The 26,674-nt window shown below is 70.1% G+C and carries 25 protein-coding genes; 7 read left to right on the top strand and 18 right to left on the bottom strand.

The features are described from left to right. Positions 1 to 423 precede the first annotated feature (423 nt). From LXT13_RS27640 to LXT13_RS27630, 3 genes are all read right to left on the bottom strand, one after another. Positions 424 to 1,572, bottom strand: coding sequence for an IS110 family RNA-guided transposase (locus tag LXT13_RS27640; protein WP_233375613.1), 1,149 nt, complete (start codon positions 1,570 to 1,572; stop codon positions 424 to 426). 306 nt (positions 1,573 to 1,878) lie between these two features. Next, positions 1,879 to 2,214, bottom strand: a complete 336-nt coding sequence (locus tag LXT13_RS27635) for a hypothetical protein (RefSeq protein WP_233375612.1) — start codon at positions 2,212 to 2,214, stop codon at positions 1,879 to 1,881. A 37-nt stretch (positions 2,215 to 2,251) separates the two neighbouring features. After that, on the bottom strand, positions 2,252 to 2,929 hold the full coding sequence (locus LXT13_RS27630; RefSeq protein ID WP_233375611.1) for a hemerythrin domain-containing protein: 678 nt from the start codon (positions 2,927 to 2,929) through the stop codon (positions 2,252 to 2,254). 222 nt (positions 2,930 to 3,151) lie between these two features. On the opposite strand from LXT13_RS27630, the gene LXT13_RS27625 reads away from it, so the two are divergent. Next, positions 3,152 to 3,628 (top strand): hypothetical protein, encoded by a 477-nt coding sequence (locus tag LXT13_RS27625; protein WP_233375609.1) that lies wholly within the window; start codon positions 3,152 to 3,154, stop codon positions 3,626 to 3,628. A gap of 318 nt (positions 3,629 to 3,946) precedes the next feature. Here the strand turns inward: LXT13_RS27625 and LXT13_RS27620 are convergent, their stop codons facing one another. The 11 genes from LXT13_RS27620 to LXT13_RS27570 all read right to left on the bottom strand — a co-directional run bounded on the left by LXT13_RS27620 (position 3,947) and on the right by LXT13_RS27570 (position 16,989). Continuing rightward, entirely contained in the window at positions 3,947 to 4,378 is a 432-nt protein-coding gene (locus LXT13_RS27620; protein WP_233375608.1) for a copper chaperone PCu(A)C, read from the bottom strand. A 363-nt stretch (positions 4,379 to 4,741) separates the two neighbouring features. Beyond that, positions 4,742 to 8,218 (bottom strand): hypothetical protein, encoded by a 3,477-nt coding sequence (locus LXT13_RS27615; RefSeq protein WP_233375605.1) that lies wholly within the window; start codon positions 8,216 to 8,218, stop codon positions 4,742 to 4,744. Continuing rightward, a complete protein-coding gene (locus tag LXT13_RS27610; RefSeq protein ID WP_233375603.1) occupies positions 8,209 to 10,440 on the bottom strand; it encodes a TonB-dependent receptor in 2,232 nt (743 codons plus the stop codon). Before LXT13_RS27610 ends, LXT13_RS27615 begins: the two co-directional genes overlap by 10 nt. Positions 10,441 to 10,444: 4 nt before the next feature. Further along, on the bottom strand, positions 10,445 to 11,185 hold the full coding sequence (locus LXT13_RS27605) for a PEP-CTERM sorting domain-containing protein (protein WP_233375601.1): 741 nt from the start codon (positions 11,183 to 11,185) through the stop codon (positions 10,445 to 10,447). 18 nt (positions 11,186 to 11,203) lie between these two features. Continuing rightward, positions 11,204 to 12,064, bottom strand: a complete 861-nt coding sequence (locus tag LXT13_RS27600; protein WP_233375600.1) for a PEP-CTERM sorting domain-containing protein — start codon at positions 12,062 to 12,064, stop codon at positions 11,204 to 11,206. Between the two features lie 75 nt (positions 12,065 to 12,139). Beyond that, on the bottom strand, positions 12,140 to 12,538 hold the full coding sequence (locus LXT13_RS27595; protein WP_233375598.1) for a DUF2946 domain-containing protein: 399 nt from the start codon (positions 12,536 to 12,538) through the stop codon (positions 12,140 to 12,142). A gap of 129 nt (positions 12,539 to 12,667) precedes the next feature. Beyond that, positions 12,668 to 12,934 carry a hypothetical protein gene (locus LXT13_RS27590; RefSeq protein WP_233375596.1) on the bottom strand — a complete coding sequence of 89 codons (267 nt, stop codon included), beginning with the start codon at positions 12,932 to 12,934 and terminating at the stop codon, positions 12,668 to 12,670. An 86-nt stretch (positions 12,935 to 13,020) separates the two neighbouring features. Continuing rightward, positions 13,021 to 13,431, bottom strand: a complete 411-nt coding sequence (locus LXT13_RS27585) for a DUF2946 family protein (protein ID WP_233375595.1) — start codon at positions 13,429 to 13,431, stop codon at positions 13,021 to 13,023. A gap of 77 nt (positions 13,432 to 13,508) precedes the next feature. Next, the gene (locus tag LXT13_RS27580; protein WP_233375594.1) at positions 13,509 to 14,033 is read right to left on the bottom strand and encodes a YcnI family copper-binding membrane protein; all 525 of its coding nucleotides are present in this window, start codon (positions 14,031 to 14,033) and stop codon (positions 13,509 to 13,511) included. A gap of 10 nt (positions 14,034 to 14,043) precedes the next feature. Beyond that, positions 14,044 to 16,512: a TonB-dependent receptor gene (locus LXT13_RS27575; RefSeq protein WP_233375592.1), complete on the bottom strand. Its 2,469-nt coding sequence runs from the start codon at positions 16,510 to 16,512 to the stop codon at positions 14,044 to 14,046. Positions 16,513 to 16,596: 84 nt separating this feature from the next. Further along, positions 16,597 to 16,989, bottom strand: a complete 393-nt coding sequence (locus LXT13_RS27570; protein WP_233375591.1) for a DUF2946 family protein — start codon at positions 16,987 to 16,989, stop codon at positions 16,597 to 16,599. A gap of 168 nt (positions 16,990 to 17,157) precedes the next feature. On the opposite strand from LXT13_RS27570, the gene LXT13_RS27565 reads away from it, so the two are divergent. Next, the gene (locus LXT13_RS27565) at positions 17,158 to 17,706 is read left to right on the top strand and encodes a TlpA family protein disulfide reductase (protein WP_233375589.1); all 549 of its coding nucleotides are present in this window, start codon (positions 17,158 to 17,160) and stop codon (positions 17,704 to 17,706) included. Between the two features lie 27 nt (positions 17,707 to 17,733). On the opposite strand, the gene LXT13_RS27560 is transcribed toward LXT13_RS27565, so the two are convergent. From LXT13_RS27560 to puuE, 3 genes are read right to left on the bottom strand one after another with little or no spacing between them, the layout of a single operon-like run. Continuing rightward, positions 17,734 to 18,969 (bottom strand): M20/M25/M40 family metallo-hydrolase, encoded by a 1,236-nt coding sequence (locus LXT13_RS27560; protein WP_233375588.1) that lies wholly within the window; start codon positions 18,967 to 18,969, stop codon positions 17,734 to 17,736. Between the two features lie 35 nt (positions 18,970 to 19,004). Continuing rightward, complete coding sequence (gene uraD, locus LXT13_RS27555; protein ID WP_233375586.1) at positions 19,005 to 20,777, bottom strand: 2-oxo-4-hydroxy-4-carboxy-5-ureidoimidazoline decarboxylase; 1,773 nt, start codon at positions 20,775 to 20,777, stop codon at positions 19,005 to 19,007. A gap of 12 nt (positions 20,778 to 20,789) precedes the next feature. Further along, entirely contained in the window at positions 20,790 to 21,746 is a 957-nt protein-coding gene (gene puuE, locus LXT13_RS27550) for an allantoinase PuuE (protein ID WP_233375585.1), read from the bottom strand. Between the two features lie 38 nt (positions 21,747 to 21,784). On the opposite strand from puuE, the gene uraH reads away from it, so the two are divergent. Genes uraH through xdhC form a run of 3 tightly spaced genes read left to right on the top strand, consistent with a single transcriptional unit; the run spans position 21,785 to position 23,150 of the window. Then, positions 21,785 to 22,138, top strand: coding sequence for a hydroxyisourate hydrolase (gene uraH / locus LXT13_RS27545; RefSeq protein ID WP_233375584.1), 354 nt, complete (start codon positions 21,785 to 21,787; stop codon positions 22,136 to 22,138). A 2-nt stretch (positions 22,139 to 22,140) separates the two neighbouring features. Continuing rightward, the gene (locus tag LXT13_RS27540; RefSeq protein WP_233375582.1) at positions 22,141 to 22,341 is read left to right on the top strand and encodes a hypothetical protein; all 201 of its coding nucleotides are present in this window, start codon (positions 22,141 to 22,143) and stop codon (positions 22,339 to 22,341) included. Between the two features lie 32 nt (positions 22,342 to 22,373). Continuing rightward, on the top strand, positions 22,374 to 23,150 hold the full coding sequence (xdhC, locus tag LXT13_RS27535) for a xanthine dehydrogenase accessory protein XdhC (protein ID WP_233375581.1): 777 nt from the start codon (positions 22,374 to 22,376) through the stop codon (positions 23,148 to 23,150). Here the strand turns inward: xdhC and LXT13_RS27530 are convergent. Next, positions 23,095 to 23,925, bottom strand: a complete 831-nt coding sequence (locus LXT13_RS27530; RefSeq protein WP_233375579.1) for a substrate-binding periplasmic protein — start codon at positions 23,923 to 23,925, stop codon at positions 23,095 to 23,097. The two genes, xdhC and LXT13_RS27530, sit on opposite strands and share 56 nt — an antisense overlap. 209 nt (positions 23,926 to 24,134) lie before the next feature. Here LXT13_RS27530 and LXT13_RS27525 point away from each other — a divergent pair, with 209 nt between their 5' ends. Then, positions 24,135 to 25,319 carry a urate hydroxylase PuuD gene (locus LXT13_RS27525; protein ID WP_233375578.1) on the top strand — a complete coding sequence of 395 codons (1,185 nt, stop codon included), beginning with the start codon at positions 24,135 to 24,137 and terminating at the stop codon, positions 25,317 to 25,319. Further along, positions 25,316 to 26,611, top strand: coding sequence for a glycerate kinase type-2 family protein (locus tag LXT13_RS27520; RefSeq protein WP_233375577.1), 1,296 nt, complete (start codon positions 25,316 to 25,318; stop codon positions 26,609 to 26,611). Before LXT13_RS27525 ends, LXT13_RS27520 begins: the two co-directional genes overlap by 4 nt. Positions 26,612 to 26,674: the final 63 nt, after the last annotated feature.

Below are 26,674 nucleotides of genomic sequence, written 5' to 3'. Positions count from 1 at the left end.
AATGCCAAGACAGCCGAAGACTACGCCGCGCTTCTGCCCTGGAACATCGACCTCAGCAACGGCTGAACCTCACCTGCTCGATTGCCTCGTGAGAGGCAAGGACGCGGTTAATTGACCGCATACGACTTGAACCCGTTGCCGGACGGGGAACGCGACGGAGCCTGAGTTGCCACCCGATGTGGATGCGCGACGGTTGATCATGCTGATATGCGAGGGTTGGCTACCTCAAGACAAGTGTTCGTCGCAGGGCTGCCTTCGGTCTAGGGTCTGAGGTCGATCCGGCCGCTTGCGCGGCGTTCACGCTCAATAACGTTTCCGGGGATTCCCTTGATGGCCGCGGCTGCGCCGCGTTCCCCGTCCGGCCGCTGGTGCAAATGCTGGTGCGTCACCTCCTTGGCGCGGTGCGCTCGTCCAGACGACCCGTCAGGCGGCCGTTGCCGTCGTCGGCTGTGGCTTGACGCCCGCCCAGCCCGAGAGCTTCACCTCACGGCCGATGGCCCACACGAACCCGGCCAGCTCGCGCGCCACGGCCACCGCGGCCTTGGTCTTCATGAGCCGGCGCGCGCTCAGGCGCTTGAACTTGTGGCACAGCCGCGTCTGTGCCTTCCACGCGATCTGCGTCACGGCCTCGGGCAGCTCGTCCTGGCGTGCCGCAATGATGGGACTGACCCGTGGGTCCATCCTGTAGTGCCAGGCCACCTCGACCAGCATGCGCCGCGCCGCGCTGTTGCCCGCCTTGGTGATGGCGCCTTGCCGGCGCTTCGATCCCGAGGAGTGCTCGTCAGGCACCAGCCCCAGATAGGCCATCAACTGGCGGGGCGACTCAAAGCGCAAGAAGTCCTGCAGTTCGGCCGCCAGTGTCATGGCGGCGATCAGCTGCACGCCGCGCAGGGCCTGCAGCGCTTGCAACAGCCCCCAGTCCGGCAGCGCGTCGCGCAACGCCTGCTCCAGCCGGGCGATGCGCTCGCCGGCCTGTGTGATGGCGTGCAGGTACTCCTGGAAGGCGATCTGCTGGGCCGTGTGGCCGAGCTTGACGTTGGCCAGCCAGCGCAGGTGCGCCGCCGTCCACGAGGACTTGCCGGCGTAGGGGATGCCGTTGCGCAGCAGCAGCGCCTTGAGCCGATGGCGGCCGTTGCGCTGCTCACGCACGGCGTCCTCGCGGGCGCGCACCAGGTCGCGCACGGACTCGTCCACCGCATCGGGCACGCGCACCGCGTGCAGGTCACCCGAGCGCGCGAGCCGGGCCAGCAGCATGGCGTCGCGCCGGTCGGTCTTGATGCGCTCGCCGGGTGGGCGGGCGATGCTGGACGGGGCCACCACTTCGCAGTGCAGGCCTTGGGCGTGCAGATGACGCTGGATGACGTACCCGCAAGGACCTGCCTCGTAGACGATGTGCAGCGGCTGACCGCGGCTGACGAGTTTGCGCAGCGCCTTGTCCAGCGAGGCGAGGTCGCCCTTGATGCTGCCGACGTGGCGGATCTCGGCGTCACGCGGCGCATCCGCCACGGCGATGTCGATGCTGTCCTTGTGCACATCCAACCCGACGAACAGGGTGCTAGATTCCTTGCCCATGGCCCGACTCCTTGCTCACTTGCAACGCCCCGGCAGACCGCCTGCCGGGTGCCTTGGTGTAGCTCTGCCGGCCTCGCGCCGGCAACCTACGGCATCGCAGGGGGCGGGCCGCCCGACGTCACGAAGCCATCTTGTCTAGCCAGCATGGCCGAGAACCCATCCAATCGCGAGTTCGCAAGCAGCGTCAGTCTGGTTGTGACGGGAAACGACCTCAACCCGGCGGACATAACCGCTGCGCTCGGAATTGAGCCCGACAGCAGTTGGCGTCGCGGCGATACCAAGCGAGCTGGCGACGACCTCGGCCCGTCAAGCCTGCCACACGCCGTAGCCGGCCTCCCGCAGGCCGATGGCCAGCTCCACCTCCATGTCGCAGGCGGCGTCGTAGGGCATCGGGTTGTAGACCTCGTAGAGCTCCGGCAGCAACCGCACGCCGTACTTCAGCACGAAGCGGTTGGCCTGCACGCCGGCCATGTGCTTGTCGAAGCGCAGGTCCGGGTCCAACCCCGTCATGCCGACGTAGACGCAGGGTTTCAGCACGTCGTGGTCCGGGTTGGCCTTGCGGAAGGCGGGCTCGTTCCACACTTGTTCGGACAGCAGTACCACGTAGACATGGTGGTGGTGGGCACGTGGGCGACGGGGCATCGCGGCGGATTGTCGGCGCCCGCCCGGCGCCGCACCATCACGCGGCGACGAGGCCCGGCACGCTCGGCCGACCCAGCGCGCCGTTGAGCTTGCGCCACGCGACGTCGTCCAGCAGCGCGCGCGCCGAATCCAGCACGGGCTGTTGCACCGGCTCGGGCAGGCCGCCAAGCACGACGGCACGCTCGGCCGGCGTCAGCGCCGGGATCATCCAGCGCAGCGTCTGGCTCATCTCCTGGGGCGGGATGCTGGACAGGATGCTGTGGTGCAGCGCCAGCAGTTCCTCATCGGTGTAAGTGGCCCACAGGGCCTCGTTGTGGACGCTCTCCTCCACGGCCATGTGCTCAAAGTTGTCGGCCACGAAGGCTGCCAGCTGCCGGTACAGCCCGTGGGCCGCGGCCGATGACGGCAGCGCGCGCAGGGCCGCGCCAGCGGCCTGCAGCGCGGCGATGGTCTCGAGGTGCTCGACATGCTCGCCCGCGATGGTCGCGCTTGTGCCGCTGCGGCGTGCTTCGATGGCGGGGTGGACGAAGCGGTTCTCCTTGTCGACGTGGTGGCGCGCGGCGTCCAGCAGCGCATCGAGTTGGGCCAGCGTGGCCCCCAGGTCGTGCGGGTCCTCCACGTCCACGCGGCCGAGCTGCTGCAGCGTGTCGGTCATGAAGAGACGCAAGGCCTTGTGGATGTGGGCATAGAGGTCGAAACGGGCGGTGGTGTTCATCGGTGTGCTTCGGTGCGGTGGATGGAAGGCCGCCAGTGTTCCGGCCGCGGCCCGGCCTGCCATCGCCCCGACGGGCCATGACCGTCGGGCCCCGGCATGACGGCGGTCATGGCTCTTTGGCAGTTTTCACACTGGCCCGTCGAGGCGATGCCCGGGCCAAGCGCGCTCGGCACAGTGCGTCCCGCCGGCTGCAACTTCGCCGCACCACCTCAGGAGACCCCGTTGAACCGCCTCACTACATCCGCCCCGCTGGGCCTGTTCACCAGCCTCGTTGCCGCATTCAGCGTCGTGGCCGCCGCCGTGCTGAGCCTGCCGGCTGACGCCGCCCCATCGTCCCAATCGCCCGGTCCGGCCACCTCACCCTGCGACGACGCGGCCGCGCTGCAGCGCCGGCTCGACGACTTCGATGCCCGCTGGAACGCCAGCGACGCCTGGGGGCTGGCGGTGCAGTTCACGACGGACGGCCGCGTGGGTACGGCCGGCGAGCCGGGCCGCGCGGCGGTCTATCGCGAGATCGTCGAGCGGCTGGGCCGGACACCGGTGCAGCGGCACACGCGCGTGCTGCGCGCCACGCCTCTGGGCGCGGCCTGCCGCGTCGACGTGCAGGTGCAGACCGTCCAGGCCAGTGGCGAGTTGCAGGAGGCGGGTGTCTTCGTGCTCGTCGCGTCGCCCGAGGGCGGCATCGCCGCCGTGCTTTGAGCCGGCCACAAAGGAAAGCCCCGGCCGGCCGGAGCCGGTCGGGGCGCAAAAGCGCTTGTCGCCGCCCGGGACACGCTCGTTCGAGCGCGTGGGGCTGCGGCGATCATCACAGCGCAGACGGCCCGTGATGCGACACCGCAGGGCGGTGACGCGGCGAGGCCGGAAGTCGTGCTCTCATGGTCGCGGGCGGTCGCGTCCCGCCTCGCCAGGGGCCGCAGCGTTGCCGGGGGCCGTGCACTGGTGACGGGCTGAATCATCGGCGCAGCCGGCCTGAACAAAGCCGCGATCAGCCAGGGGGCGGCGCGGCTTTTTGCAGCGTCAGTGCATGGCCTGGCCTGCTCGGGCCGGCGCCTGCAGCTGCAGCGTCTCGGTCTTGCCGGCGCGCTCGATCGTCAGCGTGACCGGCACCGTGTCGCCGGCTTTCACGGCGCTCCTCAGGCCCATCAACATGATGTGATAGCTCCCGGGCCTGAGGCTCACGGCCTGGCCCGCCGGCAGGTCCAGCCCGGACAGCGCACGCATGCGCATGACGCCGCCGTCCATGCGCATTTCGTGCACCTCCACGCTGGCGGCCACGGGCGAGGTGCCGCCCACCAGCCGCGCGGCGGTGGGCGACTTCAGTTCGACAAACAGGCCGGTGGCCTGCTGACCTGGCACGGTGGCGCGCACCCATGGATCGGTGGCGACGGTCTGGGCTTGGGCGGCACCAGCGGACAGGGCGAGGGCGATCAGCAGTGAGAGGCGGCGCATGGGCAGGGCTCCTGATTGGGCTTCTTGGTTGGGGTTGGGGTTGGGGGGCATGCCAGTTGTCGGCGAGGGATGAGGTGGTGGATCAGGTGGTGGATGTGGCACTCCAGTGCAGGCCATGCAAGCATCACGGGCAGGCTCCCGCCGAAGTCCGGCGTGGCCCAGGCGAGGACGAGCTTCAGCGGCCACTGCCACAGCGGCCACTGCCACGGGGGCATTGCTTCAGTTGCCGCGCGGGCGGCGTCTGCGCGCCGACCCTGCCGCGAGTGCGGTGCTGCCACCCCATCACCACGCCAGCAGGGGCGGCTGCCCACGTTGCGCAGGACAGGGCTGAATCGGAGCGTTTGCAAAGGGCTTGCCGCGGGGCTAGTGCCGCGAGATCTGCTGGGAGACGGGATAACCGCTCATCGTGCCCACGGTGCCATAGCCCGCGATGCTCGTTGCCGTCATGCACACCGCCCCCATCATCCCGCCCGGTGCGCAGTCGGCATAGGCCAGCCTGGCGATCTGGGCTGGCGTCAGTGGGGTGAACGGGTTGTCCGGTACGAAGATCAGGATCGACGAGTTCTGGATGCTGGTGGCATAGCGTGATGGAAAGCCGGCGTACACGCCACCCACGGCGACGCCTGCCTGGGGCGACCAGCCGTCGCCGCCGGCAGCGGTGGAAAACGTGCTCGTCGTGTTCTTCGCAAAACTCGCGACGAAGCTCCCGCCCAGGGCAGCGTCGCGCCACGTCTGGAGCTGGTAGGTCAGGGGCACCTGGGTCATGTCGAAGAAGGGGGCGCTGCCGATGGCGTTGCCGCTCATGGATTCGGTCAGGCGCCCGGTCAGGCCGGTGATGGCGCCCGTTGTCGAGTTCAGCATGAACGAGCCTGTGAAAATCGAGTCCCGCGGCTGCGTGTCGGGTTCGTAGAAGCGCGTCACGACATCGAACGTCGTCAGCACTTCGACGGCCGCGGAGCTGCTGCCGTTCCCTACCGCATTGCTGGCCGTCAGCGAAAACGTATAGCCAGCACAGCTGCCGGGGCAGGTCACGGCGACCGGCAGTGCGCTGGCCTGAGCCGAGAGGCCAGCCGGACTGGACGTGACGGTGTAGTGCGTGATCGCACTGCCGCCGCTGTTCACGGACGTGGCCGTGACGAGCACCTGGTTGATGCCGGTGCCCAGGCTGGCCGTGACGCCGCTGGGCACGCCGGGCGCGGACATGCCGGGAGGCAGTTGCACCGGTAGCGTCAATGTCGCCTGGGGCGCCGGGTTGTAGCTGCCGTTGCCCGCCTGGTTGGCTGCGATCAGGCAGTCCCCCAGGGTCGTGGCCGTGACGAGGCCACTGCCGGCCGCCACGCCGCAGACCGTCGGGCTCAAGCTGGCGAGGCTCACGGGGAGGCCGGAGCTGGCGGTGGCGGCCACGGTGGCGCTGCCGCCCAGCGTCAGCAGCGGCGCCGTGCCGAAGCTGATGGTCTGGTTGGGGTCGGGCGCGATGCTCAGCGATTGCGTCACGGGCGTTGCGGGGCCCCACACGCCGTTGCCTGGTTGGGTGGCGGTGACGACACAGCTGCCGGCGGCCAGGCCGGTCACCACCCCCGTTGCGGCACCCACCGAACAGGTGCTGCTCTGGCTGCCGTAGCTGACAGGCAGTCCGGAGGTGGCCACCGCACGCACGGTGCCGCTGGTGCCGACGCGCACCGCCGGGGCCGCGCCGAAGCTGATTGACTGCGGCGCCGTGCTCACGGTCAGGCTCAGCGTCGATGGCGTGGCCGCGGCCCAGATGGCGTTGCCCGGCTGGTCGGCGGCAATGCGGCAACTCCCGGGTATCGACGCGCTGACCACGCCGGTCGCCGCCACGACGCTGCACACCGACGGCGTCACGCTGCTGTAGACCACTGGCAGGCCCGAGCTGGCCGTGGCGCGAACCGTGGCACTGCTACCCGCCGTCAGCGAAGGCGGTGCCGAGAAGGTCAGGCTCTGAGGCTGGCCACTCACGTTCAGGCTCGCGATCACCTGGGCCGCGGGCGCCCAACTGCTGTCTCCAGGCTGGCTGGCGGCCACGGTACAGGTGCCGGTCATCAGGCCGGTCACGAGGCCGGTGGTGCCGCCGACGCTGCAGATGGCGCTACTCAAGCTGGCATAGACGGCCGGCAGACCGGAGCTGGCCATGGCGCGCACCGTGGTCTGGCCGTTGACGACGATGTCGGCGGCCGGGGCGAACACGAGCGACTGCGGCGCGACCGTGCTGCTGAGGGTCTGGACCACCTGGGGCGCCGCGGCCCAGAGGGTGTTGCCCGGCTGACTGGCGGCGATGGTGCAGGCGCCCACGGCGAGGCTCGTCACCAGCCCCGAGGCGGCATCGACGGTGCAGGCCGCCGGGGTCAGGCTGTTGTAGGCCACCGCCAGGCCGGAACTGGCCGTCGCGCGCACGGTCGCCGCGCCGCCCATGGCCAGCGCTGGTGCGGCGGCAAAGCTGATCGTCTGGGCCTGGCCGGCCACGGCGACGGTGAGGCTGGCCTGCGGCGCGGCTGCCCAACTGCTGTTGCCGGCCTGGTTGAGCGCCAGCGTGCAGTTGCCGATGCGCAGGCCGGTGACCGTCCCCGCCGGTGTGGTGGAGCAGGTCTGTGGCGAGGTGCTCGTGAACGTGACGGACAGCCCGGAGCTCGACGTGGCGCGTGCCACGGCCATCGCGTTCACGGTCAGGGCAGGGGCGGCAGTCAGGCTGATGGACTGCGGCATGCCGACCACGGGCAGGCTCAAGCTGGCAGGTGACGCGGCGAGCCAGGTGGCGTCGCCGGCCTGGCTGGCCTGCAGCACGCACTGGCCGGCACCGAGCGACGCGATGCTGCCGCTGGCGGCGTCGACGCCGCAGATCGCCGGGGTCAGCGAGGAGAGCGTCACGGGCAGCCCGGAGCTGGCCGTGGCCCGTGCCGTGGCCGGGCTGCCCACGGTCAAGCTGGCGGGTGTGGCGTTGAGTGTGACGGTCTGCGTTGCACGGCTGACCGACGTGGACGTCTGCGCCTGCACGGCCGCAGCCCAGCGGGTGTCCCCGGGCTGGTCGGCCGCCACGGTGCAGGTGCCGGCTGTCAGCGCCAGCAGGGCACCAGCCGTCGAGATGCTGCAGACCTCCGGCGTCAGGCTGCTCCAGTGCGGGGCCAGGCCGGAACTGGCGCTGGCCTGGGCCGAGGTGCCGGCGCCGACCAGCAGTGGCGGCAATGCGGCGAGGCTGATGCGCTGCGGCTGGCCCGAGACCGCGGTAGCCTGCATGACCATCGCGGCCGCGCTCCACTGGCCGTTGCCGGGTTGCTCCGCGGCGACGGTGCAGGTGCCCGCGGCCAGGGCCGCGATGCTGCCGCGGTCCGGGTCCACACTGCACAGGTCGGGTGTCTGGCTCGTGAAGCGCACTGTCAGACCCGAGCTGGCACTGGCCGAGGCGGTCACCGCGTCGCCGACGATGAGGGGCGGCAGGGGATCGAAGCTCAGGCTTTGGGCCCGGCCGGTCACGGGCACCACCAGCGTGGCCTGCGGCGCGGGCGCGAAACGGTCGTTGCCGCCCTGGTTGGCGGCGATGGTGCAGTCGCCGATGCTCAGCCCGCGGATCTGCCCGGTGACCGCGTCGAGCGTGCAAATGGCCGGGGTCAGGCTGCCGAGGCCGACCGGCAGACCGGAGGAGGCCGTCGCGGCCAGCGTGGCGGTGCCGCCGACCTGCAGGGTGGGGACATCGCCGAGGCGGATGCTCTGCGCGTCGTCGTGCACGCGCGGGCCGTCATCGCCGGCCGCGCCGCCACCGCAGGCCGCCAGCACGAGCGCGCAGGACAGCGCGGCACCGGTCGTGCGCATCAGGGGAATCAGAACCATAGGCTCACCGAGGTGTTGAAGGAGCGACCGGTGCCCGGCACCACCGCGCCCCATGGGATGCCGGCCGAGGTCATTGAACGGCCCTGGCCGAGGTAGGCGCCTCCCAGCGGCGACGCATAGAGCCGGTTGAAGAGGTTGTCGACAGCAAGGTCGAGTCGAGCGCGCGGCCATTCATGGCTTGCGCGCAGGTGGACCAGCGCGTAACCCGGCGTCGTCATCTCGTTGCGCACACGTGAGATGCGCTGCTTGGCCGTCACGGCCTGCAGTTCCAGCGAGCCGGTCCAGCCGCCCCGCTGGTGGGTCAGCGACAGCTTGAGGTTGTCCGGCATCAGGTTGTAGAGCCCATCGCCGGTGGCAAGGTTGTGGCCGCGAAGCACGGCCAGCACGAATGCCGTGTCCCACGTGCCGCTGTCGCCGCTTGCCAGCCGTTTGCTGCCCGACAGGTCCAGTCCGTGCATGCGTACCGGCGCGTTGGCGTACTGCAGCAGCACGAAGCCTTCAGGGGCCGTGACGTTGGCGGCGCTGCATTGCCCGAAGTCGCAACGCCTCGCGTCCATGAAGTCGCGGACGTGCGTGGCGTAGGCCGCGAGCTTGAGCGTCCAGTCTTCAGCAGCGGCGTCCTGCCACGCGACATTGGCGGCGAACGTGTGCGCGATTTCTGGACGCAGCCCCGGCTGGCCGACGTAGCCGTTGCCGTCGCCGACGAAGTTGTTCATCAACGCGGCCATCGGCTGTGTCGACCACGGATAGCGCTGGTAGAGGTTGGGCGCGTGGCCCTTGCGGGCCAGGCCGACCTCGTACGTCTGCCCGGCATTCGGGTGGTAGCGAGCGGTGAGTGCGAGGTCCAGCAACGTGTCCTGGCGGCGGTGGCGCGCGGCATTGAACGCGGCAGCCTCGCGACCCCAGATGGCGCCCAGGCCGTTGTCGTAGCCCTGCACGGTGGCCGCGTCGGTCACGACCCGATCACCCCGCAGGCCGGCCAGCGTGGTCCAGTCACTGCTCCAGCGGCCTTCCCATTCGGCAAACGCGGCCGAGCGCAGGCGCCGACCATCGTCGATGTTCCAGAACGCGTTGGGCCCCATGGAGCCGCCCACCGGCGGCCACCAGTCGTACAGCACATACGTCTGACGCTCCAGACCCACGCGCAGCACGTCGGTGTCGCTCACGTCGACGTCGGCCTCGGCCTGCGCGCCACGCGTCGTCGCCTCGGTGAGCATGGGCATGCCGTAACCATAGAAATAGCGGTCCGGTCCCATGTCCATCGCATGATTCACCCGCTGCTGCCACAGCCGGGCTTTCAGGCGGCCCCAGTCGAACTGACCGGTGTAGCGCAGGTTGGTCTGGCGGCTCTGGTTGTCCGTCATGTCCATGCGCTGGTTCGGGAAGCCTTCGAAGCCAATGTGCTGGCGACCCAGCGTGAGCTGCAGGAGGTGACCGGCATTGCGCCAGGCCAACCGCACCTCGTCGTTGCGGCCCTCGTAGGCGCTGGAGGCGACCTCGTCGCCCGGGATGACGCGGCCGTTCTCCGAGCCCGGCGCTGCGGGCTTGAAGGCCGTCGCGGCGTGGTAGTTCTGCTGGCGGGATGTCGAGGTCGAGGCGCCGAGGCTCAATTGCTCCGTTGCGAGGCTGGCCGAGACTGTCGTCCCGTGGGCGTGGCCATTGCTGCGCCAGAAGCTGGTCAGCCGGCCCTGGGTGAGCGGCGCCTCCCCGTCGCCCGCAAAGGGCGGCGGGGCGGCTTCGATCTGCACCGTGCCACCAATGCTGTCGCCGCCGACGCTGACCGGGCTGATGCCGGCATACACCGTCACACGGCCCACGCTGGAGGGGTCGATGTAGGACAGCCCCGGATTCATGTGGTTGGGGCATGCCGCCACCAGGTCCATGCCGTCGACCTGGGTCCGCAGGCGGTCGTCCGCCAGGCCGTGCACCGCCGGCAGGCTGGAGACGCCGCCGGCGCTGTAGAGGCTGACGCCAGGCAGCTCCTGAAGCAGGCGCGCGGTATCGCCCGTGGCCGAACGGCTGCGGGCGAGCTGTGCAGCGCTGCTGCGTGACGCGAAGAGGCCATCCTCCTGGGACGTGCCAATGATGACCTGGCGAGGCAGCGGCTGGACCTGCGGCGCACTGGCCGCCGCAGGAGGCGCTTCAGGCGCCGCTGCTGTCCGCAGCGACGTGGCGGCCAGGGCCAGGGCCACGGCCAGCAGCCGACAAAGAGGACGGCTCATCACGTCAGGCGCTGCGGGCGCGGCGTCGTGCCAAGGTGCCCAGCACGCCCAGGCCGGCCAGCATCAGCGCGTAGGTTTCGGGTTCCGGCACGGCAGCTGCGATGGTCTGAGACAGGGGATACCCATCCATCGTGCCGGTGGCGCCATAGCCTGCCAGGCTGGTGCCGGTCATGCAGACTGCGCCCATCATGCCGCCGCCCATCATCATGCCGCCGGGAGCGGTGGGAGTGCAGTCGGCGTAGGCCAGCTTGCTGATCTGGGCCTGGGTGAGCGCGGCCGTCGGCGTCTCAGGGACAAAGATCAGCGCATAGGCGTTGCCGGGATTCTTCGCCGGCTTGGGGAACCCGGCATAGATGCCGCCCACGTCGACGCCCGTCTGCGGCGACCAGTCGTCGGCCGGGCTGCCGCACAGCGCGGTCGAGCAGAAGGTGGTCGTCGTGCTGTTCTTGAACACGGCTGCGAAGGTGCCCCCCAGGGAGGCGTCGTACCAGCTCTGCAGCTGGTAGGTCAGCGGCAGCCACACCATGGAGGCCACGTCGTCGCCAGTCATGGACTCGCTCAACTGGCCCGTCAGGCCCGTGATGGTGTGCGTGTGCTCGTCGTAGGTGAAGCTGCCCTGGAAGATCGTGTTCTTCGGTTGGGTCTGCGGTTCGAACCACGTCGTGGTCACGGTGTAGTCGGTCTCATGGGCCTGCGCGGCGCCCAGCACGGCGAGCAGAGAGGCGGCAAATGCAATGTGTTTCATCGATGACTCCTGAGGTGATCAAAGGGAAGCGCCGAGGTGGCGGCGCAGGACCAGCAGGCCGGCGCCGACGCCCATCAGCAGCCAGGTCTGGGGTTCGGGGACGGGGGTGACCGCCGACACGCCCAGCGTCAGGGCGTAGCTCTTCGTCGAATCGGCCAGGCTCTTGCCGGCCAGGTTGTTGCCGCCGACGAAGATGGTGTAGTCGCCGGCACCCAGCGTGAACGTGCCCGACACCGTGCCGTTCGCGGTCGTGCTGGCCGCCGAGCCCTTGTAGGTGAAGGTGCTCAGCGCCGAGGGCACACCGGCCGGCTCGCCGTCGCCGCCAACCGCCCAGTTGCCCAGCGCGTTCCAGCTGCCATTGGTGGTCAGATAGCTGTAGCCGGCACCGGCCACCGCCTGGGCGAAGCTGGTGCGCCAGGCCTCGGAAGCGACGGCGAAGTCGTGGTCGGCGCTGGTCTGTGGTGGCGTGAAGGGCGACACGGCAGCCAGCCCCTGGTACACCGAGAAGGCCGGGGTCAGGCCGCTGCCGTTGCGTGCGGCTTCGGTGATGGTGACCGTCATTGCACTGTCGAGATGGAAGCGGAAGGCCTTGCCCTTGTGGCTGTCGCCCAGGTAGAGGTCGTCCGTGCCGGTGCCGCTGACGAAAGCGGCCTCGTCCGTGCGCGGCAGGGTGGCCAGCGCGCTGTTGAACACCAGGTTCAGGTCCGACGCATCGGCCCAGCCGTAGTTGCTGGTGACCGTCTGCGTGGCGATGGCAGCGGCGCTGCCGTCGGTGAGCGTGCCGAAGTTGCGGCCGCTGTAGCTGATGTGGGCGAAGCTGCAGGCCGAAGCGGCGAGCAGCGCGGCGCCTGCGACCGCCTTTGATATGCGTGTCTGCATGAGTTCTCCTGACAGGAAGTGGAGGGACGTCCGGGTGCTTGGTCATGCCGGAGGTCCGCGTGTCGAGCGATGGCGTCAAAGGACGACCCATCCGGGCCGCCTTTGGTCCACCGGAGGCGCTCGTGGCTGCGCTCGGGACCAAGGCGACACGGGCATCGCCGGCCGATCGGGCAGGGGCAGCTCCGCGGAGCGGGCCGTGGCAGCGAAGGACACGCCTGGCGTGCGCGGCAGCGACTGCATGGGCAGCTGCAATGCGCAGTACCCGCAGTGCTGGAATGCGTGGACCCACCGCGCGTCGTCCCGCGGCGCCTGCGTGTCGGTGCCCGCCTCGCGAGCGAGCGGCGAGACGCACAGGTCGGCCCAGCGCCATCCGCGGTGCAGCTCGATGGCATGCGAAATGGCAGGCGCCAGCGCCACGGCCATCAAGGTGGCGATGACCAGCCAGACTGCAGGCGTCCAGGGGCGGCGGCGCATGGTCAGCGTTGGTGCGGTGTACAGCGCGGCATGGGGGCGGGTCGTGTCGTCACCGGATCAGGGGTGTTCCGCCGCTGCAAGCACAGCGGCTGCGGTTGGCCTGCGAGGAGGCTTGCACACGCGTGCTGCTCATGCGACCCCCTCGGGCGTGGTCGCACGGACCTGCAGCTCGTCGCGGCGAGGGCGGCAGTTACAGGCCGGCAAACCGGTGTGCAGCGGCGCTGACTCGGCGGCGGGCGCTGTGCGTGCGGGGGGTGGGGTTGGGGTGGGGCGGATCTGGCCCGTGGCCACGAGATGGCCGGTCCAGGCGGTCCACAGCACCATTGCAGCAGCGGTGGCGAGATTGAGGTGAAAGGCGAACGCCATCAGGCGAGCCAGGCGGGCAGGCGTGTTCATGTCAAGTCCTGATCGGGCCGACCGAGCGGGGCGCGGTTGGCCGTGTCCAAAGAGCGCGCTGGCTGGGGGCCAGGCGGCAGCGCGGATCAGGCGTCTTGAGGGGGCGCGCGTGGCCTGCCGGGCCCCGTGACGGGCCGCAGGACCGCGCTGCGCACACGTGCTGCCGTGGTGCGGCTGAGCGTCCCGAGCGGCAGGTGCGGCGGCTGCACCACCGGCGGCGGAGCGATGCCCTGGGCGGTCAGCAGGCAGGCCCAGCACGCAGCATGGCTACCCGCTGAAGCCGGATCGGCGGGCCCGCGCCTGCTGCTGTCGTCTTCGGCGTTCGCGCGCGAAGAACCAGCCGCGCTGCAGATGTCGGCGAAGCCGCCACCCAGCCCGGCGAGCGCCATGCGCGCTGACGCAAAGGTCGCTGTTGCCTGCACACACAGCACGCACAGCACGAGCATCGCCAGCAGCAGGGGCTGGCGCTTGCGCAGGCGGTCGAAGGCGATGCTCATGCGGGGCGGAGTCAGCAACTCAGTGGCCTGGGCGGAGCCGGGAGGAGGCAAGGCCGGGTCAACGCAGCCGATGGCGTTCAGTGCGCGTGTGTCTCCGCAGAGCGGGCGGAGACGACCTTGAGCCGCACTGCCGGTGCTTTCGGTGTTTGTCCCGGCGTCGGTACGTCGGCCCAGTTCCACTCGCCTTTCACGCAGACTTGACGCACCTTGAACCAGAGGTCGCCAGGATCGGCGACAACGGTGGCGCGTACGGTGAACTCGTCGTACCAGGCATCCTGCAGGAAGTCCGCTTCGGCGTTGGCCGTCCAGCTCACCTCGGCCAATTCGTCTGCGATGGTCTTGCCGTGACTGTCATAGGGTTTGGCCAGCGGGGCGCGGGTGGTGGTCAGCGTCCAGCCAGGTTTGGGCATGGGCTTGGCGCCGCGCAGGCCATTGGGCAGCGTGACGATGATCTGCCGCGTGGCCGAGCCGTCGCAGCCGTGGCCGACGCGCAGCACGGCCTTGTACGGCTTGCCGGTTTCGGTCTCCGGGGTCTCCAGCGTGACATGGGCCTGGGTGGCGCCGGCGAGCGCGACCAGTGCGGTGGCGAAGAGGGCTTTCATGCGGATCTCCTTACAGGTCGAACTTGAGCTCAGCCGAGTAGCTGCGCTGCGGGTAGTTGTGGAAGTTCCAGTACTGGTAGTTGTTCAGGTTGTCGACGCCGAACGCGGCGCTCCACTCGCGGGTGATCTTCCACAACACGCGCACGTCGGCGGTGGCGTACTTGCTGACGCCCATGTAGGCAAAGCCGTTCACGTCGGCGTTGTTCAGCGTGCGGTACTGGTGGCCGCTGTAGCGGGCCGCGAGGCTGGCGCTCCACTGTTCGTTGAAGCGGTAGGCCGCCAGCGCCGTGGCGCGCCAGCGCGGGATGTTGGGCTGCCACTTGCCGATCGTGTCGCCCGCCGTCGAGACGAAGCCGCGGTTGGCCTTGATCTTGGAGTCGGTGTAGGTGAGGCTGGCCGACAAGTCCAAGCCCTTGAGCGCCCAGTCGGTCGTGGCGAGCGTGCCCTCCAGTCCCGTCGTGCCGATCCTGTCGATGTTCTGCACGCGGCTGATGTTCTTGTTGTTGGCGACCGGGTCGACGACGGTCTGGGAGTACAGCGAATCGCGCGTCGTCTCGGCGAACAGCGTCAATCGGGACTGCAGCGCACCCCAGGTCTGGTCGGCCGTGAGTTCGGCGGTCCAGGACTTCTCAGGCTTGAGGTTGGGGTCGTTGATGTACTCCGAGTTCGTCGTCGACGTGGCACCGTACAGCTCGCTGACGGTGGGCATGCGCACCGCGCGGCCGACCGAAGCCTTCAGGACCGTCTCCGGCGCAGCCTGCCACGACAGCGCGGCCTTGGGCGACAGGAAGTTCTCGCTGCGTGCGGCGTAGATGCGCGGCTTGGGGGTGCCGGTGGGCGAGAAGTCGGTGCGGCCATCGCGGGCCTGCCAGTGCTCGGCGCGCAGGCCCAGCACGGCCTTCCAGTCCGTGCCGATCAGCCAGGCATCCTGCGCGTAGGCAGCCTGCAGCCGGGTCTTGCCGGTCACGTTGTTGACCATGTCTCCTGGCCCGTCCGTCAGGTAGTTGCCGGTGATCCCCGAGGTCAGGTAGCTGAGCTTGTAGCTGTCCTGCTGCAGGCCGGCCTCCACCACATGATCGGTGCCCGCCGGGCGCCAGATGCCCTTGGCGGCCAGCGTGTTCCAGCCCGTGCCGTTGCCGTCGGCCAGCGTGCCGGCGCCGCCAGTCAACGCCCCCGGCTGCGGGTTGTCCGTGAAGACGCCGTTCACGGTCAGCCCGTTCTGGCGCTTTTTGTCCTTCTGATAGTCATAGAGGCTGGCGGCGACTTCCCAGTCCCATTCGCCGCCACTGTGGCTCTTGACCGAGAGACCGTGCATGACGTGTTGCAGCTTCTCGCGTGTGACGGCGAAGTCCGATGCGGTCAGCTTGGCGAACTGCTTTCCGTCAATGGCGATGACGCCCGAGTACACCGGCTTGCCGGCCGCATCGCGCAGCCAGCTCTCGGAGTTTCCCTCGGAGTCGTTGCGCCACACGCCCATCACGTAGCTGGCGCGCACCGTGGCGCTGAGGTCGTAGGCCAGCTTCAGCCTGAGATGGTCCTGCGTGGTGTTGTACTGCGTGCCGGCGCCGAGCAGGTACCACGGCGTGTTGCTGCTGTTGGGCACGAGGACGGCACCGTTGACCGGGGTGCCCGTCGTGACCGCCGTGCCCGTGCTCGCCACGCGGTTGGCGAAGGTCAGCGGCTGGCCGTCGCTGTCGGTGTGGTTGACGTTGATCCACCAGCTGAAGGCGCCGTCGCGGCTGCCCACGGACGCGCTGGCTGCCCAGGCGCGGTAGGTGTTGCTGTGGCCGTAGATCTCCGAGGACTGGCTGCTGAAGCCGACCTTGGCGTGGGCCTCGAACTTCGTCGGCATGCGGGTCTGGTAGTCCACCACCGCGCCGACCGAGTTGCCTGGGTAGGCGGCCGAGAACGGCCCGTACATGACGTCCACGCGGGCGATCTCTTCGGGGCTCACGAGCCCCCAGCGTGGCGGGAAGGACAGGCCGCCCACGCCGTTGCCGAGGTAGTTGGACAGCAGGATGCCGTCGGCGTAGACGGCCGAGCGAGCGCTGTTGCCGGTGCCGGACGCGCGACTGGACAGGATGGCGTGGTTGTAGTCGCCGATGTAGCGCTTGCGGACCAAGAGGCTCGGCAGGTATTTCAGCGCGTCTTCCGAGTCGGTCGCGTTGATGTTGCGCTCGATGTCCTCGCGTGTGACGGTCTCGCGGGTCGTCGGGATGTTGGTGGGCAGCGACGTCGGCGAGGCACCCTGCATGCGCACGAGGCCGAGCTTCGTGCGTGGGGCATTGAGGGGCGCAGCGGCGTCGATGGACGCTGCCTTGACGCTGGCGGTGGAGGTGGTAGTCGCGGTGTCGACGAGCGCCACGGGGGCATCGTCGCAGTCGCAGTCTTCACAGGCGAGGGCGGGGGCAGGGGCCAGCGCGAGGCTGGACAGGGCGGCGCAAGCGGCAGCCGCGCGCGCAAGGGCAGTCTTCTTCATGAAAGGGCAGGATCCGAGTGCACCGTCGACGGCCAGCGGCGCGACGGCAGGCGCCGGGCCTATCGGCCGCGGCGGCGTGATGACTCAGATCAGCCGGGGTGGCGCACGGGCACTGGCCGGCCGCCAGGCGTGGGCCGTGACGGGCGCCGTCCAGAAGCGCTCGGGCGCTTGCAGCGCGAGGTCGTTGCGCAACGTGGGCTCTGCCGTGGCAGGCGGGCCTGCCAGGTCGCCCAGGTGGATGTGACAAGCGGCGCAATGCCCGTTGGCCAGCAGGTCCAGCGCCTTGTCGACGGGGCTGGGATCAGCCGCCTGGGAGCTGAGCGTCGGGGCGCGGCAGATGTCCTGCCAGGTCGAGAAATCACCCCGCGCATGCGCCAGCGCGGCGCTGATGCCCGGCGCCAGCAAGCCCAGCAGGAACACGGCCAGCAGCCACGCGGCAAAGGCGCGGGGATGGCGGCGTGGGTGGGCGGCGTGCATGGGGACGGAACCTGGGGTGAACGCATTGTGCCGCCTGCCGGTACCGTCCGGGCGGTCCTAGGGGCACCGTGCGTGGCCTCGGAGGGCTCGCAGTTGCGCGAGATCAAGCTTGCCTGGCGGCCGCGGCCCTGTGTCACAGTGCACGCAGACAGTCGACAGGGAGAACCGATGCATCACGACAAGCACCGACGCGGCCTGCTGGCCTGGGGCGGGCTCATGGCGTTGACCGGCATGGGCAGCGCCCGGGCCGAGCCCGACCAGCCGGCCCCGCCGCAGAGCCTCGCGCCCGACACCCCGCTGGGCCAGACGCTGGATGGCAAGCCGCTGCGCCTGGCCGACTTCGACGGCCGGCCGGTGATCGTCTTCTTCTGGGCATCCTGGTGCCCGTACTGCCGCAATGAACTGCCGGTGCTGGAACGGCTGCAGAGCAAGACGGGTGAACGCCTGCCCATCATTGCCATCAACATTGAGGAGAAGGCGGTCTTCAAGAGGGTGCAGCGCGCGCTGGCGGAAAGCACCCGGATTACGCACACCTACGACCCCAATGAGGCGGCCGCCAAGGCCTTCGCCAAGCCCGCGTCGCTGCCCTACACGCTGCTGCTGCGCGGCGACGGCTCGGTGGCCGCCCGACAGAGCGGCTGGGACGAGAACAGCGTCAACTTCATCGTCAAGCACGTCAACGCCGTGCTGGCCGAAGCCAAGGCCGCCGAGGGCTGACGTCAGCCCGCCGGCCCGGAGCCGGCCTCAGGCGCCGGAGCGACGTTCCAGCAACTCGGCGAGCGCGCGGGCCACGACCTGCGTCGCGCGCTTCAGGTCTGCCAGCACGAGATGCTCGTCGGCCCGCTTGGCGTTGCTCTCCAGCACCGTGCGCGGGCCGGCGCCGTACAGCGCAGCCGGGATGCCCATGGCGGTGTACAGGCGCGCGTCCGTGTAGAGCGGCGTGCCGGATGTGGGAATGGGTTCGCCGAACACCGCCTCGCCGTGCTTGCGGAGCGCGGCCACCAGACGCTCGGCGCCGGCCATGGGCTTCATCGGCTGGGCCAGCAACAGGCGTTTGATGTCCACACGGATGCTCGGGCAGCGGGCCACGGCGCCCTCGATGAGCGCGCGCACCTCGGCCTCGACGACGGCCGGCTGCTCCTCGGGGATCATGCGGCGGTCCAGCTTCAGCACCACCTTGCCGGGCACGACGTTGGTGTTCGTGCCGCCATCGATGCGGCCGACGTTCAGGTAGGGGTGCGTGATGCCGGGCACGTCGGAGCGGCGCGTCTTCAGCACGTCGTTGTGGGCGTACAGCGCCGTCAGCAGCTGGTTGGCGGCCTGCAGCGCATCCACGCCGGTCTCCGGGTAGGCCGCGTGCGAGGCCTGGCCGTGCAGCGTGACCTCCAGCTGCAGGCAGCCGTTGTGGGCCGTGACGACCTGGTAGCTGAAGCCGGCGGCCAGCACGAGGTCCGGCCGCGTGACGCCCTGGCGCAGCAGCCAGCCCGGGCCCAGTTCGCCGCCGAACTCCTCGTCGTACGTGAAGTGCAGCTCCACCGCACCGCGCAGCGGCAGGCCTGAGTTCTTCAGCGCCTGCACGGCGAAGGCGTAGGTCGCGAAGTCGCTCTTGCTCACCGCGGCGGCGCGGCCGTACAGCTTGCCGTCAACGATTTCAGCGCCGTAGGGGTCATGCGTCCAGCCCTCGCCGGGAGGCACCACGTCGCCGTGGGCATTCAGCGCGATCTTGGGGCCGTACGTGCCGAAGCGCTGGCGCACGATGAGATTGGTGATGGACTGCAACCCGCCGCGCTTGACGACCGGCGCGGGCACGGCGTGCTGCTCCACTTTGAAGCCCATCTGCGTGAGCAGCTCGGCGGTGCGCTCCGCATGCGGGGCGTTGTTGCCGGGCGGGGTGTCGGTCGGGATGCGGACGAGGTCCTGCAGGAAGCGGACTTGCTCGTCGAAGTGGGCGTCGATCCAGGTGTCGGTGGGAAAGGTCATGCTGTCAGGGTCTCGCGATAGGACAAGGCGCGGCATCAGTGGCAGCGGGCCAACAACGCTTCAAACGCCCGCACCGCCAACTCCGCATCATCCACCGTCACCGACTCGAGCGGGTTGTGACTGATGCCGCCATTGCCGCCGCGCACGAACAGCATCGCCTGCGGCAGCAACTCGTGGATCTTCATCGCGTCGTGGCCGGCGCCGGAGGGCAGGCGGTGGACGGGCAGACCCAGCGTCGTGACGGCGGCTTCCCAACGGGCCTGCCACTCGGGGTCGCTCGGCGCGGCGCTGGCGGCCATCGTGGGCTTGAGCTGGTAGGTCAGGCCGCGTCGCTGGCAAATGGCATCGAGCTGGTGGTGCACGTCGACGTCCAGCGCGTCACGTGCCGCGTCGGTGGTGGCGCGCAGGTCCAGGCTGAAACGGCAGCGGCCGGGGATGACGTTGATGGAGCCGGACGGCACTTCCAGCATGCCCACCGTCGCGACGACATCCGGTGTCGAGGCCGCGCGCTGCTCGGCGAACAGGATCAGCTCCGCGACGCCGGCCGCCGCGTCGCGGCGCTGGCCCATGGGTGTCGTGCCGGCATGGCTGGCCAGCCCTATGATCTCGCCCGTGTAGCGCCGGCTGCCGTTGATGCTGGTGACGATGCCCAGCGGCAGGTCCAGGCTGTCCAGCACCGGGCCTTGCTCGATGTGCACCTCGACGAAGCCAAGGTAGCGGCTGCGGTCTCGCGTCAGCCCCGTGATGGCGGCCACCTTGCCCGGCAGGCCGGCGTTGCGCATCGCGTCGCGCAGCGACACGCCATTGGCGTCCTGCTGGTCCAGCCACGCGGGGTCGAAGCCGCCGGTCAACGCGCTGGAGGCCAGGAAGGTGGCCGGGAATCGCTGGCCTTCCTCCTCGGCAAAGCCGACCACCTCGATGCCGAACGGCAGCCGGCGGCCGGCCCGGTGCAGCTCGCGCACGGCCAGCATCGGTACGAAGATGCCCAGCCGCCCATCGAAGCGGCCGGCACGGCGCACCGTGTCGTAGTGACTGCCGGTCAGCAGGCGCTGCGCGTCGGCGGGGGCGGCGGTGCCGTGGTAGACGCCCACGACGTTGCCCACCGCGTCGCGGCCGACCTCGTCGAAGCCGCAGTCGTCCATCCACAGCATCAGCTGCTCGGCCACGGTGGTGTGTGCCGGCGTGGCGTAGGTGCAGGTGAGGTGGTCATCGTCGTCGCTGTGCATCGCCAGGCTTTCGGCCCAGTCCCACAGCTGCTGGCCCAGGTGGGGCTCGATGCCGAACCTGTCATTCAGGCGGATTTCGGCGATGCGGTGGATCTGCCGAAGGCATTCGGCGCGCTCCACGTCCGGGTGGGCGCGCAGCCGGCGTTCGAAGCTGGCGATGATTTCCTGTCGGGTCAGGCCCGTGCCGCGCGGGCCGCGCACGGCCAGGATGAAGGGCCAGCCGAAGCGCAGGTTGTAGTCGGCATTGAGCTGCTGCAGCCGGGCGAATTCGTCGGGCGTGCAGGCGGTGAGGCCGGCGGCCTGCTGCTCGTTCGTCGATTCGGCCGTCAGCTCGCCCGCCACGGCGGCCTTGCCGGCCAGCTCGGGGTGGGCGCGGATCAGCGCCAGCTGCTCGTCGACGGGCGCCTCGCGCACTGCGCGCGCCAGCGCCACCTTCAATGCCGCCAGCGTGGCAAACGGCCGGGCCGCGGCGGCGCGTTCGGCGATCCACGGCGAATGCTCGTAGATGCCGTCGAGCAGGCGGGTGAACTCGGCGGGCGGCGCCTCGTTGAGCTGCGCCAGGAAATTGGACTCTGACCCCATATGTTTATTCATTCATTCCCAGACAAAGGCCGTCCTGGCGTCAAAGGGATGTGTGGCTTTCCAGTGCCGCGCGATGTCGAGCCGGCGGCATACCCACACGCGGTCGTGTGCCTCGATGTGGTCGAGGAAGCGTTGCAGCGCGCGCATGCGCCCCGGGCGGCCGAGCAGCCGGCAGTGCACGCCGATGCTCATCATCTTCGGATGCTCGGCGCCTTCGGCGTACAGCACGTCGAAGCTGTCGCGCAGGTATTCGAAGAAGGGCTCGCCGTGGCTGAAGCCCTGCGGCAGCGCGAAGCGCATGTCGTTGCAGTCCAGCGTGTACGGCACGACGAGATGCGGGGCGAGTTCGCCGTCGGTCCGGCGCACCTGCAGCCAGAACGGCAGGTCGTCGCCGTAGTAGTCGCTGTCGTACTCGAAGCCGCCGAAGTCGGCCACGAGACGTCGTGTGGCGGGACTGTCACGGCCGGTGTACCAGCCCAGGCCGTGCGGGTCGCGGCCGAGCGTCAGGCGTTGCAGTGACGCCATCGCCTGGGCCATGTGCGCGCGTTCGGTGTCCTCGTCCACTCCCTGGTAGTGGATCCAGCGCCAACCGTGCGAGGCGATCTCGTGGTTCAGCTCGACAAAGGCCTGCGTCACGTCCGGGTGGCGCTCCAGTGCCATGCCCACGCCGAAGACGGTCAGCGGCAGCGCACGCTGCTCGAATTCCTTCAGCAGCCGCCAGACGCCCACGCGCGAGCCGTATTCGTAGATGCTCTCCATGCTGAGATGACGCGCCGGATAACTGGCCGGGTTGAACATCTCCGACAGGAACTGCTCGCTGCCGGCATCGCCGTGCAGCACGGAGTTCTCGCCGCCTTCCTCGTAGTTCAGCACGAACTGCACGGCGACGCGCGCACCGCCTGGCCACTGCGCCTGAGGTGGGGTTTCGCCGTAGCCGATCAGGTCGCGCGGGTAGCGGGGTGTGCTCATCCCTACACTTTGCATCAATCCACGCCGCCGTCACTCCCATGGGCCAACTCACCACACATGTGCTCGACACCGCCAACGGCTGCCCCGCGGCCGGCATGGGCGTTCGCCTCTACCGCTTCGATGCCGAAGGCCCCCAGTGGTTGCGCAGCCTGCAGCTGAACGCCGATGGTCGCGCCGACGGCCCGCTGCTGTCGGGGGCGGAGTTCCTGACCGGCCGCTACCGGCTGGTCTTCGAGGTGGCGGCCTACTTCGCTGCACGCGGCCAGGCGCTGCCGCAGCCGGCCTTCCTGGTCGAAGTGCCGCTGGACTTCGGCATTGCCGACGCGGCGTCGCACTACCACGTGCCGCTGCTGGTCTCGCCGTGGAGTTACTCCACCTACCGCGGAAGCTGACCGTGGCAGCGCCCGTGCACAAGCCGATTAAAGAACGCGCCCGAGGCACGCTGCTCGACGGCATCGATGTGCTGGGCATCGCCGCGTTCGGCGGCGGTGCTGCCGTGGGCGTGGCGACGGCGAAGTTCATGCTTGGGGGCTTCCTGGCCGTGCTGGCGCTGGGCGTGTTCGTGCGCCTCACACGGCGGCGTAGCTCCCGATAAGCCCGATGAGCCCGATGAGCCCGATAAGTCCAATGAGCCCGCCGCTGATCCTCGTCATCGTCGCCCGCACCAGCGGCAGCGTGCCGCGCGAGGAGGGGGCGTGGATGGCCGTGACGGCCGATGGTTTCACGGGCACGGTGGGGGGCGGTCAGTTGGAGTTCGACGCCATCGCACGCGCCCGCGCCGCGCTCGCCGGCGGCGAGCTGACAGCCGAGGTGCGCTATCCGCTCGGCCCCAGCCTCGGCCAGTGCTGCGGCGGCGTCGTGTGGCTACGTTTCGAGCACATCGACGCGGGTGAAGACCTGCAAGCCCGCCTGCCCGTGCCGCCCGCGCTGCCGGTGGCCTTGTTCGGTGCCGGTCATGTGGGACATGCCATCGCGCGCATCGCCCGAGACCTGCCGATCGCGCTGCACTGGATCGACAGCCGGTCGGACGCCTTCCCCGCGGAGCCGCCCGGTGCGGGCTGGCGCCGAGAGGCCGTGGCCCCCATTGCCGACGCCGTACCCGACCTCCCGGCCGGCGTGGCCGTCCTCATCATGACCTACAGCCACGCCGAGGACTTCGATGTCGTCGCCGCCTGCCTCAGGCGCCAGCGTGAACGCGGGGACCTGCGCTTCATCGGTCTGATAGGCAGCCGCACCAAATGGGCGAGCTTCAGGCACCGGCTGGAGGCACGCGGCTTCACCGTGGGTGAGCTGGATCAGGTCGTCTGCCCGATCGGTGTGCCCGGTGTGGCCGGCAAGCAGCCGGGCGTCATCGCCGTGGCGGTGCTGGCGCAACTGCTGACGCTGCGGGCGGCGACAGCTTGAGACTGCGCCCGCGCTGGGCTTGCAGCTGTGCGTTCTGCGAGGTGACCTCGCGTTCATAGGCGGCCCAGGCCTGCTGGATCTCGCCACGCTCGCGCATGCCGCGCAGCGCCTGCTCGAGCGCCGGCACGAGATCGGCGTGCGATTCATGGACGCCGTGGTACAGCACCGCCTGGCCCAGCGGCGTGGCGACGCGGCACAGCGTGCCTTGCGGCGTCTGCACCGGCACCTCGGACGTGCCTGGCACCGTCAACATCAGCGCGTAGTCCGCCGATCCCATGCCGACATACAGGAAGGCATCGGTGGGCGTGTTGGCGGGCAGCCTCGCGGCCTGCGGCACCAGCGCCTCTGTCGCCACCATGCCCCGCTGGTAGCTGATGCGGTGCCGGCCCAGCGACTCCGGCGGCAGCAGTGCCGGGCAGGGCGGTCGGCCGAAGGCATAGATGTCCAGCTGCAGCAGGGGTACGTCGATCTTGCGGACGATCGGCGTCTGCGAGAAGAAGGCGTCCACCCGCATCGCGACACCGTCCAGCCGGCCTGCGTTCAGCTCGACCAGCGTGCGCGTCAGCGGCCAGGGCACGAACTCCACCTGCCGGCCCAGGCCCGCATAGGCCCTGCGCAGCAGTGCCTCGGCCGGCGGGAAGGAGCTGCGTTCCACGTTGGTGGCCAGCCGGATGACGGGCGCTTCCTGCGCCGGGGTGCCAGTCGCCGCGAACAGCGTCATCAGCAGCGCAAGGGCCTGCCGGGTCGGCCTCAGGCAGCGGGGTGTTGTGGACATGGGCGCATTGTGAGCACGTGGCGCCTGTAGCGGTGGCGGCGCGGCCCCCTTCGCGTGATGCCGTGCATACCGGGGGCGGCTGGCACGGCGGCTGCATACACTCCCTCGCCAGTCGCAGCGGTGTCGGGAGACCAACTCCTGCAGACGCGACGCTTGTGAGGCCCCACAGCACCCGCCGTGGTGGGGCCGCCAGAGACCACCACCGCTTCATGGACACCTACCTGCTCGACTGGGCCAACCTGCTGCTGAGGGCGCTGCACGTCATCACCGTCATCGCGTGGATCGGCGCGTCGTTCTACTTCGTCTGGCTCGACAACCACCTCGTCCAACCTTCCGCCGACGACCTGAAGGCCAAGGGCGTGGACGGCGAGCTGTGGGCCGTGCACGGCGGCGGCTTCTACAACCCGCAGAAGTACCTCGTGGCGCCGGCCAACCTGCCGGAGAACCTCCATTGGTTCTACTGGGAGAGCTACTGGACCTGGATGAGCGGCTTCGCGCTGTTCGTCGTGCTCTACCTCGCCAACGCCAGCCAGATGCTGGTCGACCCGCGCGTGTTCGCCTGGGGTGCGCCGTGGCAGGCGGTGTGCGCGGCGCTGGCCTTCCTCCTCGTCGGCACGGCGGTGTACGACCTGGCCTGCAAGACGCTGGGCCGCACACGTGAGGGCGCTATCGGCAACGACGGCCGCGTGCTGGCCGTGGTGGCGGTGTTTGTCGTCGCGGCGAGCTGGCTGGCCTGCCACCTGTTCGCCGGGCGCGCCGCCTTCCTGATCGTCGGTGCGACGCTCGCGACGATGATGACCGCCAACGTCGCGCACTGGATCATCCCGGGCCAGCGCAAGGTCATCGCGCAGATGCGCGCCGGCCAGAAGCCCGACCCCATCCACGGCCAGCGCGGCAAGCAGCGCAGCGTGCACAACACGTATTTCGGCCTGCCTGTGCTCGCCGCGATGCTGAGCAACCACTACGGCATGCTCTACCAGCACCCGCACAACTGGGTCGTGCTGTGCGTGCTGATGGCGGCGGGCGTGGCCGTCCGCGTGTTTTTCGTCAAACGCCACAAGGGCGTGAACGACTGGCGGGCCGTGGCCGTGGCGGTGGTGCTGATGGCCGGGCTGATCACCTGGCTGGCGCCCAGCCCGCCGACGACCGCTGCCGCGACGGCGCCGGTCTCGGCGGCGCAGGTGCAGGCCGTCGTGGCCGAGCGCTGCCTGATGTGCCACCAGGGCGCGGCCGCGCAGAAGGGCGTGCGCCTGGACTCGGCCGAGGGCCTGGCGGCGCACCGGGCGCAGGTCTACCAGCAGGTCGTCGTGCAACGCGCCATGCCGATGAACAACGCCACCGGCATCACCGACGACGAGCGCGCGCTGATCGGCCGCTGGGCCAGCCAGCCATGAGCGTCGACCCGCGCGCGCTGCTGCGCCAGCTCTACGACGTGGCCGTGGCGCGCGCGCTGCCTGGCCGCGTGCTGGCGTCTCGGCTGCCGCCGCCGCCCGACCCCGCGCGGGGGCGCACGCTGGTGGTCGGCGCCGGCAAGGCGGGTGGCGCGATGGTGCAGGCGCTGGAGGCCGCCTGGCCGACGGAGGCGCCGCTGTCGGGCCTCGTCATCACCCGCTACGGCCATGTGCCGCCGGGCTTCAAGCCGCGGCGCGTCGAGCTGGTCGAGGCGGCGCATCCGGTGCCGGATGCCGCGGGCCTGGCCGCCAGCGAGAAGCTGCTGGGCCTGACGCGCGGTTTGACCGCCGACGACCTCGTCCTGTGCCTGATCTCAGGCGGCGGCTCGGCGCTGCTGAGTCTGCCGGCGCTCGGCCTGACGCTGGCCGACAAGCAGGCCGTCAACCGTGCGTTGCTGGCCAGCGGTGCGGGCATCGGCGAGATGAACAGCGTGCGCAAGCACCTGTCGGCCGTGAAGGGCGGCCGGCTCGCCGCTGCCTGTGCGCCGGCGCGCGTGGTGACGTTGATGATCAGCGACGTGCCGGGCGACGACCCGGCCGTCATCGCCTCCGGCCCGACGGCGGCCGACCCCAGCACCTGCGCCGACGCGCTGGCCGTCTGCCGACGCTACGGCATCCAGCTGCCGGCCGCGGCGCGCGAAGGCCTGGCCAGCGGAGCCTTCGAGACGCCCAAGCCCGGCGACGAGCGCCTGGCGGGGCATGAGCTGGTGATGCTGGCCACGCCGCAAATGAGCCTGGAGGCGGCCGCCGAGGCGGCTCGGGCGCAGGGTATTGACGCCCACATCCTCAGCGATGAGATGGAGGGCGAGTCGCGCGTCGTCGGCGGCGTGCACGCGGCGCTGGCCCGCGCCGCTGCCCGGCGCGGCCAGCCGTTCGCAAAGCCGTGCGTCATCTTGTCCGGCGGCGAGACGACGGTGACCGTCGACGCCCGCCGGCCCGCCGGGCGCGGCGGCCGGGCGACGGAATTCCTGCTCGGCTGTGCGCTGGCGCTGCAGGGGGAGCCCGGCGTCTATGGTTTGGCGGCCGACACTGACGGCATCGACGGCGTGGGCCCGCATGCCGGCGCGCTGCTCACACCCACCAGCCTCGGCCGTGCGCGCGCGTTGGGCCTCAACCCGCAGGCACTGCTGGACGCCCACGACAGTGCCAGCTTCTTTGCGCCGCTGGGCGACCTGCTCACGCCGGGCCCGAGTTTCACGAACGTCAACGACTTCCGCGCGCTGCTGGTGCTGTAGGCACGGCCCTGCCGGGCCAGCCCGCACAACCAGCCCGCACAATGGGGCCGTCATGCGGGGAGG

It is taken from the genome of Pelomonas cellulosilytica (genome assembly GCF_021353265.1).
In the GTDB taxonomy this organism is placed as follows: Bacteria; Pseudomonadota; Gammaproteobacteria; order Burkholderiales; family Burkholderiaceae_C; genus Pelomonas; species Pelomonas cellulosilytica.
This window is presented reverse-complemented; position numbering and strand designations above follow the sequence as displayed.

What these genes read in the sequence shown, in the direction of transcription:
- LXT13_RS27640 (WP_233375613.1), bottom strand. Translation starts at nt 1,572, where the DNA reads ATGGGCAAGGAATCTAGCACCCTGTTCGTCGGGTTGGATGTGCACAAG.
- LXT13_RS27635 (WP_233375612.1), bottom strand. Translation starts at nt 2,214, where the DNA reads ATGCCCCGTCGCCCACGTGCCCACCACCACCATGTCTACGTGGTACTG.
- LXT13_RS27630 (WP_233375611.1), bottom strand. Translation starts at nt 2,929, where the DNA reads ATGAACACCACCGCCCGTTTCGACCTCTATGCCCACATCCACAAGGCC.
- LXT13_RS27620 (WP_233375608.1), bottom strand. Translation starts at nt 4,378, where the DNA reads ATGCGCCGCCTCTCACTGCTGATCGCCCTCGCCCTGTCCGCTGGTGCC.
- LXT13_RS27615 (WP_233375605.1), bottom strand. Translation starts at nt 8,218, where the DNA reads ATGGTTCTGATTCCCCTGATGCGCACGACCGGTGCCGCGCTGTCCTGC.
- LXT13_RS27610 (WP_233375603.1), bottom strand. Translation starts at nt 10,440, where the DNA reads ATGAGCCGTCCTCTTTGTCGGCTGCTGGCCGTGGCCCTGGCCCTGGCC.
- LXT13_RS27605 (WP_233375601.1), bottom strand. Translation starts at nt 11,185, where the DNA reads ATGAAACACATTGCATTTGCCGCCTCTCTGCTCGCCGTGCTGGGCGCC.
- LXT13_RS27600 (WP_233375600.1), bottom strand. Translation starts at nt 12,064, where the DNA reads ATGCAGACACGCATATCAAAGGCGGTCGCAGGCGCCGCGCTGCTCGCC.
- LXT13_RS27595 (WP_233375598.1), bottom strand. Translation starts at nt 12,538, where the DNA reads ATGCGCCGCCGCCCCTGGACGCCTGCAGTCTGGCTGGTCATCGCCACC.
- LXT13_RS27590 (WP_233375596.1), bottom strand. Translation starts at nt 12,934, where the DNA reads ATGAACACGCCTGCCCGCCTGGCTCGCCTGATGGCGTTCGCCTTTCAC.
- LXT13_RS27585 (WP_233375595.1), bottom strand. Translation starts at nt 13,431, where the DNA reads ATGAGCATCGCCTTCGACCGCCTGCGCAAGCGCCAGCCCCTGCTGCTG.
- LXT13_RS27580 (WP_233375594.1), bottom strand. Translation starts at nt 14,033, where the DNA reads ATGAAAGCCCTCTTCGCCACCGCACTGGTCGCGCTCGCCGGCGCCACC.
- LXT13_RS27575 (WP_233375592.1), bottom strand. Translation starts at nt 16,512, where the DNA reads ATGAAGAAGACTGCCCTTGCGCGCGCGGCTGCCGCTTGCGCCGCCCTG.
- LXT13_RS27570 (WP_233375591.1), bottom strand. Translation starts at nt 16,989, where the DNA reads ATGCACGCCGCCCACCCACGCCGCCATCCCCGCGCCTTTGCCGCGTGG.
- LXT13_RS27565 (WP_233375589.1), top strand. Translation starts at nt 17,158, where the DNA reads ATGCATCACGACAAGCACCGACGCGGCCTGCTGGCCTGGGGCGGGCTC.
- LXT13_RS27560 (WP_233375588.1), bottom strand. Translation starts at nt 18,969, where the DNA reads ATGACCTTTCCCACCGACACCTGGATCGACGCCCACTTCGACGAGCAA.
- uraD (WP_233375586.1), bottom strand. Translation starts at nt 20,777, where the DNA reads ATGGGGTCAGAGTCCAATTTCCTGGCGCAGCTCAACGAGGCGCCGCCC.
- puuE (WP_233375585.1), bottom strand. Translation starts at nt 21,746, where the DNA reads ATGAGCACACCCCGCTACCCGCGCGACCTGATCGGCTACGGCGAAACC.
- uraH (WP_233375584.1), top strand. Translation starts at nt 21,785, where the DNA reads ATGGGCCAACTCACCACACATGTGCTCGACACCGCCAACGGCTGCCCC.
- xdhC (WP_233375581.1), top strand. Translation starts at nt 22,374, where the DNA reads ATGAGCCCGCCGCTGATCCTCGTCATCGTCGCCCGCACCAGCGGCAGC.
- LXT13_RS27530 (WP_233375579.1), bottom strand. Translation starts at nt 23,925, where the DNA reads ATGTCCACAACACCCCGCTGCCTGAGGCCGACCCGGCAGGCCCTTGCG.
- LXT13_RS27525 (WP_233375578.1), top strand. Translation starts at nt 24,135, where the DNA reads ATGGACACCTACCTGCTCGACTGGGCCAACCTGCTGCTGAGGGCGCTG.
- LXT13_RS27520 (WP_233375577.1), top strand. Translation starts at nt 25,316, where the DNA reads ATGAGCGTCGACCCGCGCGCGCTGCTGCGCCAGCTCTACGACGTGGCC.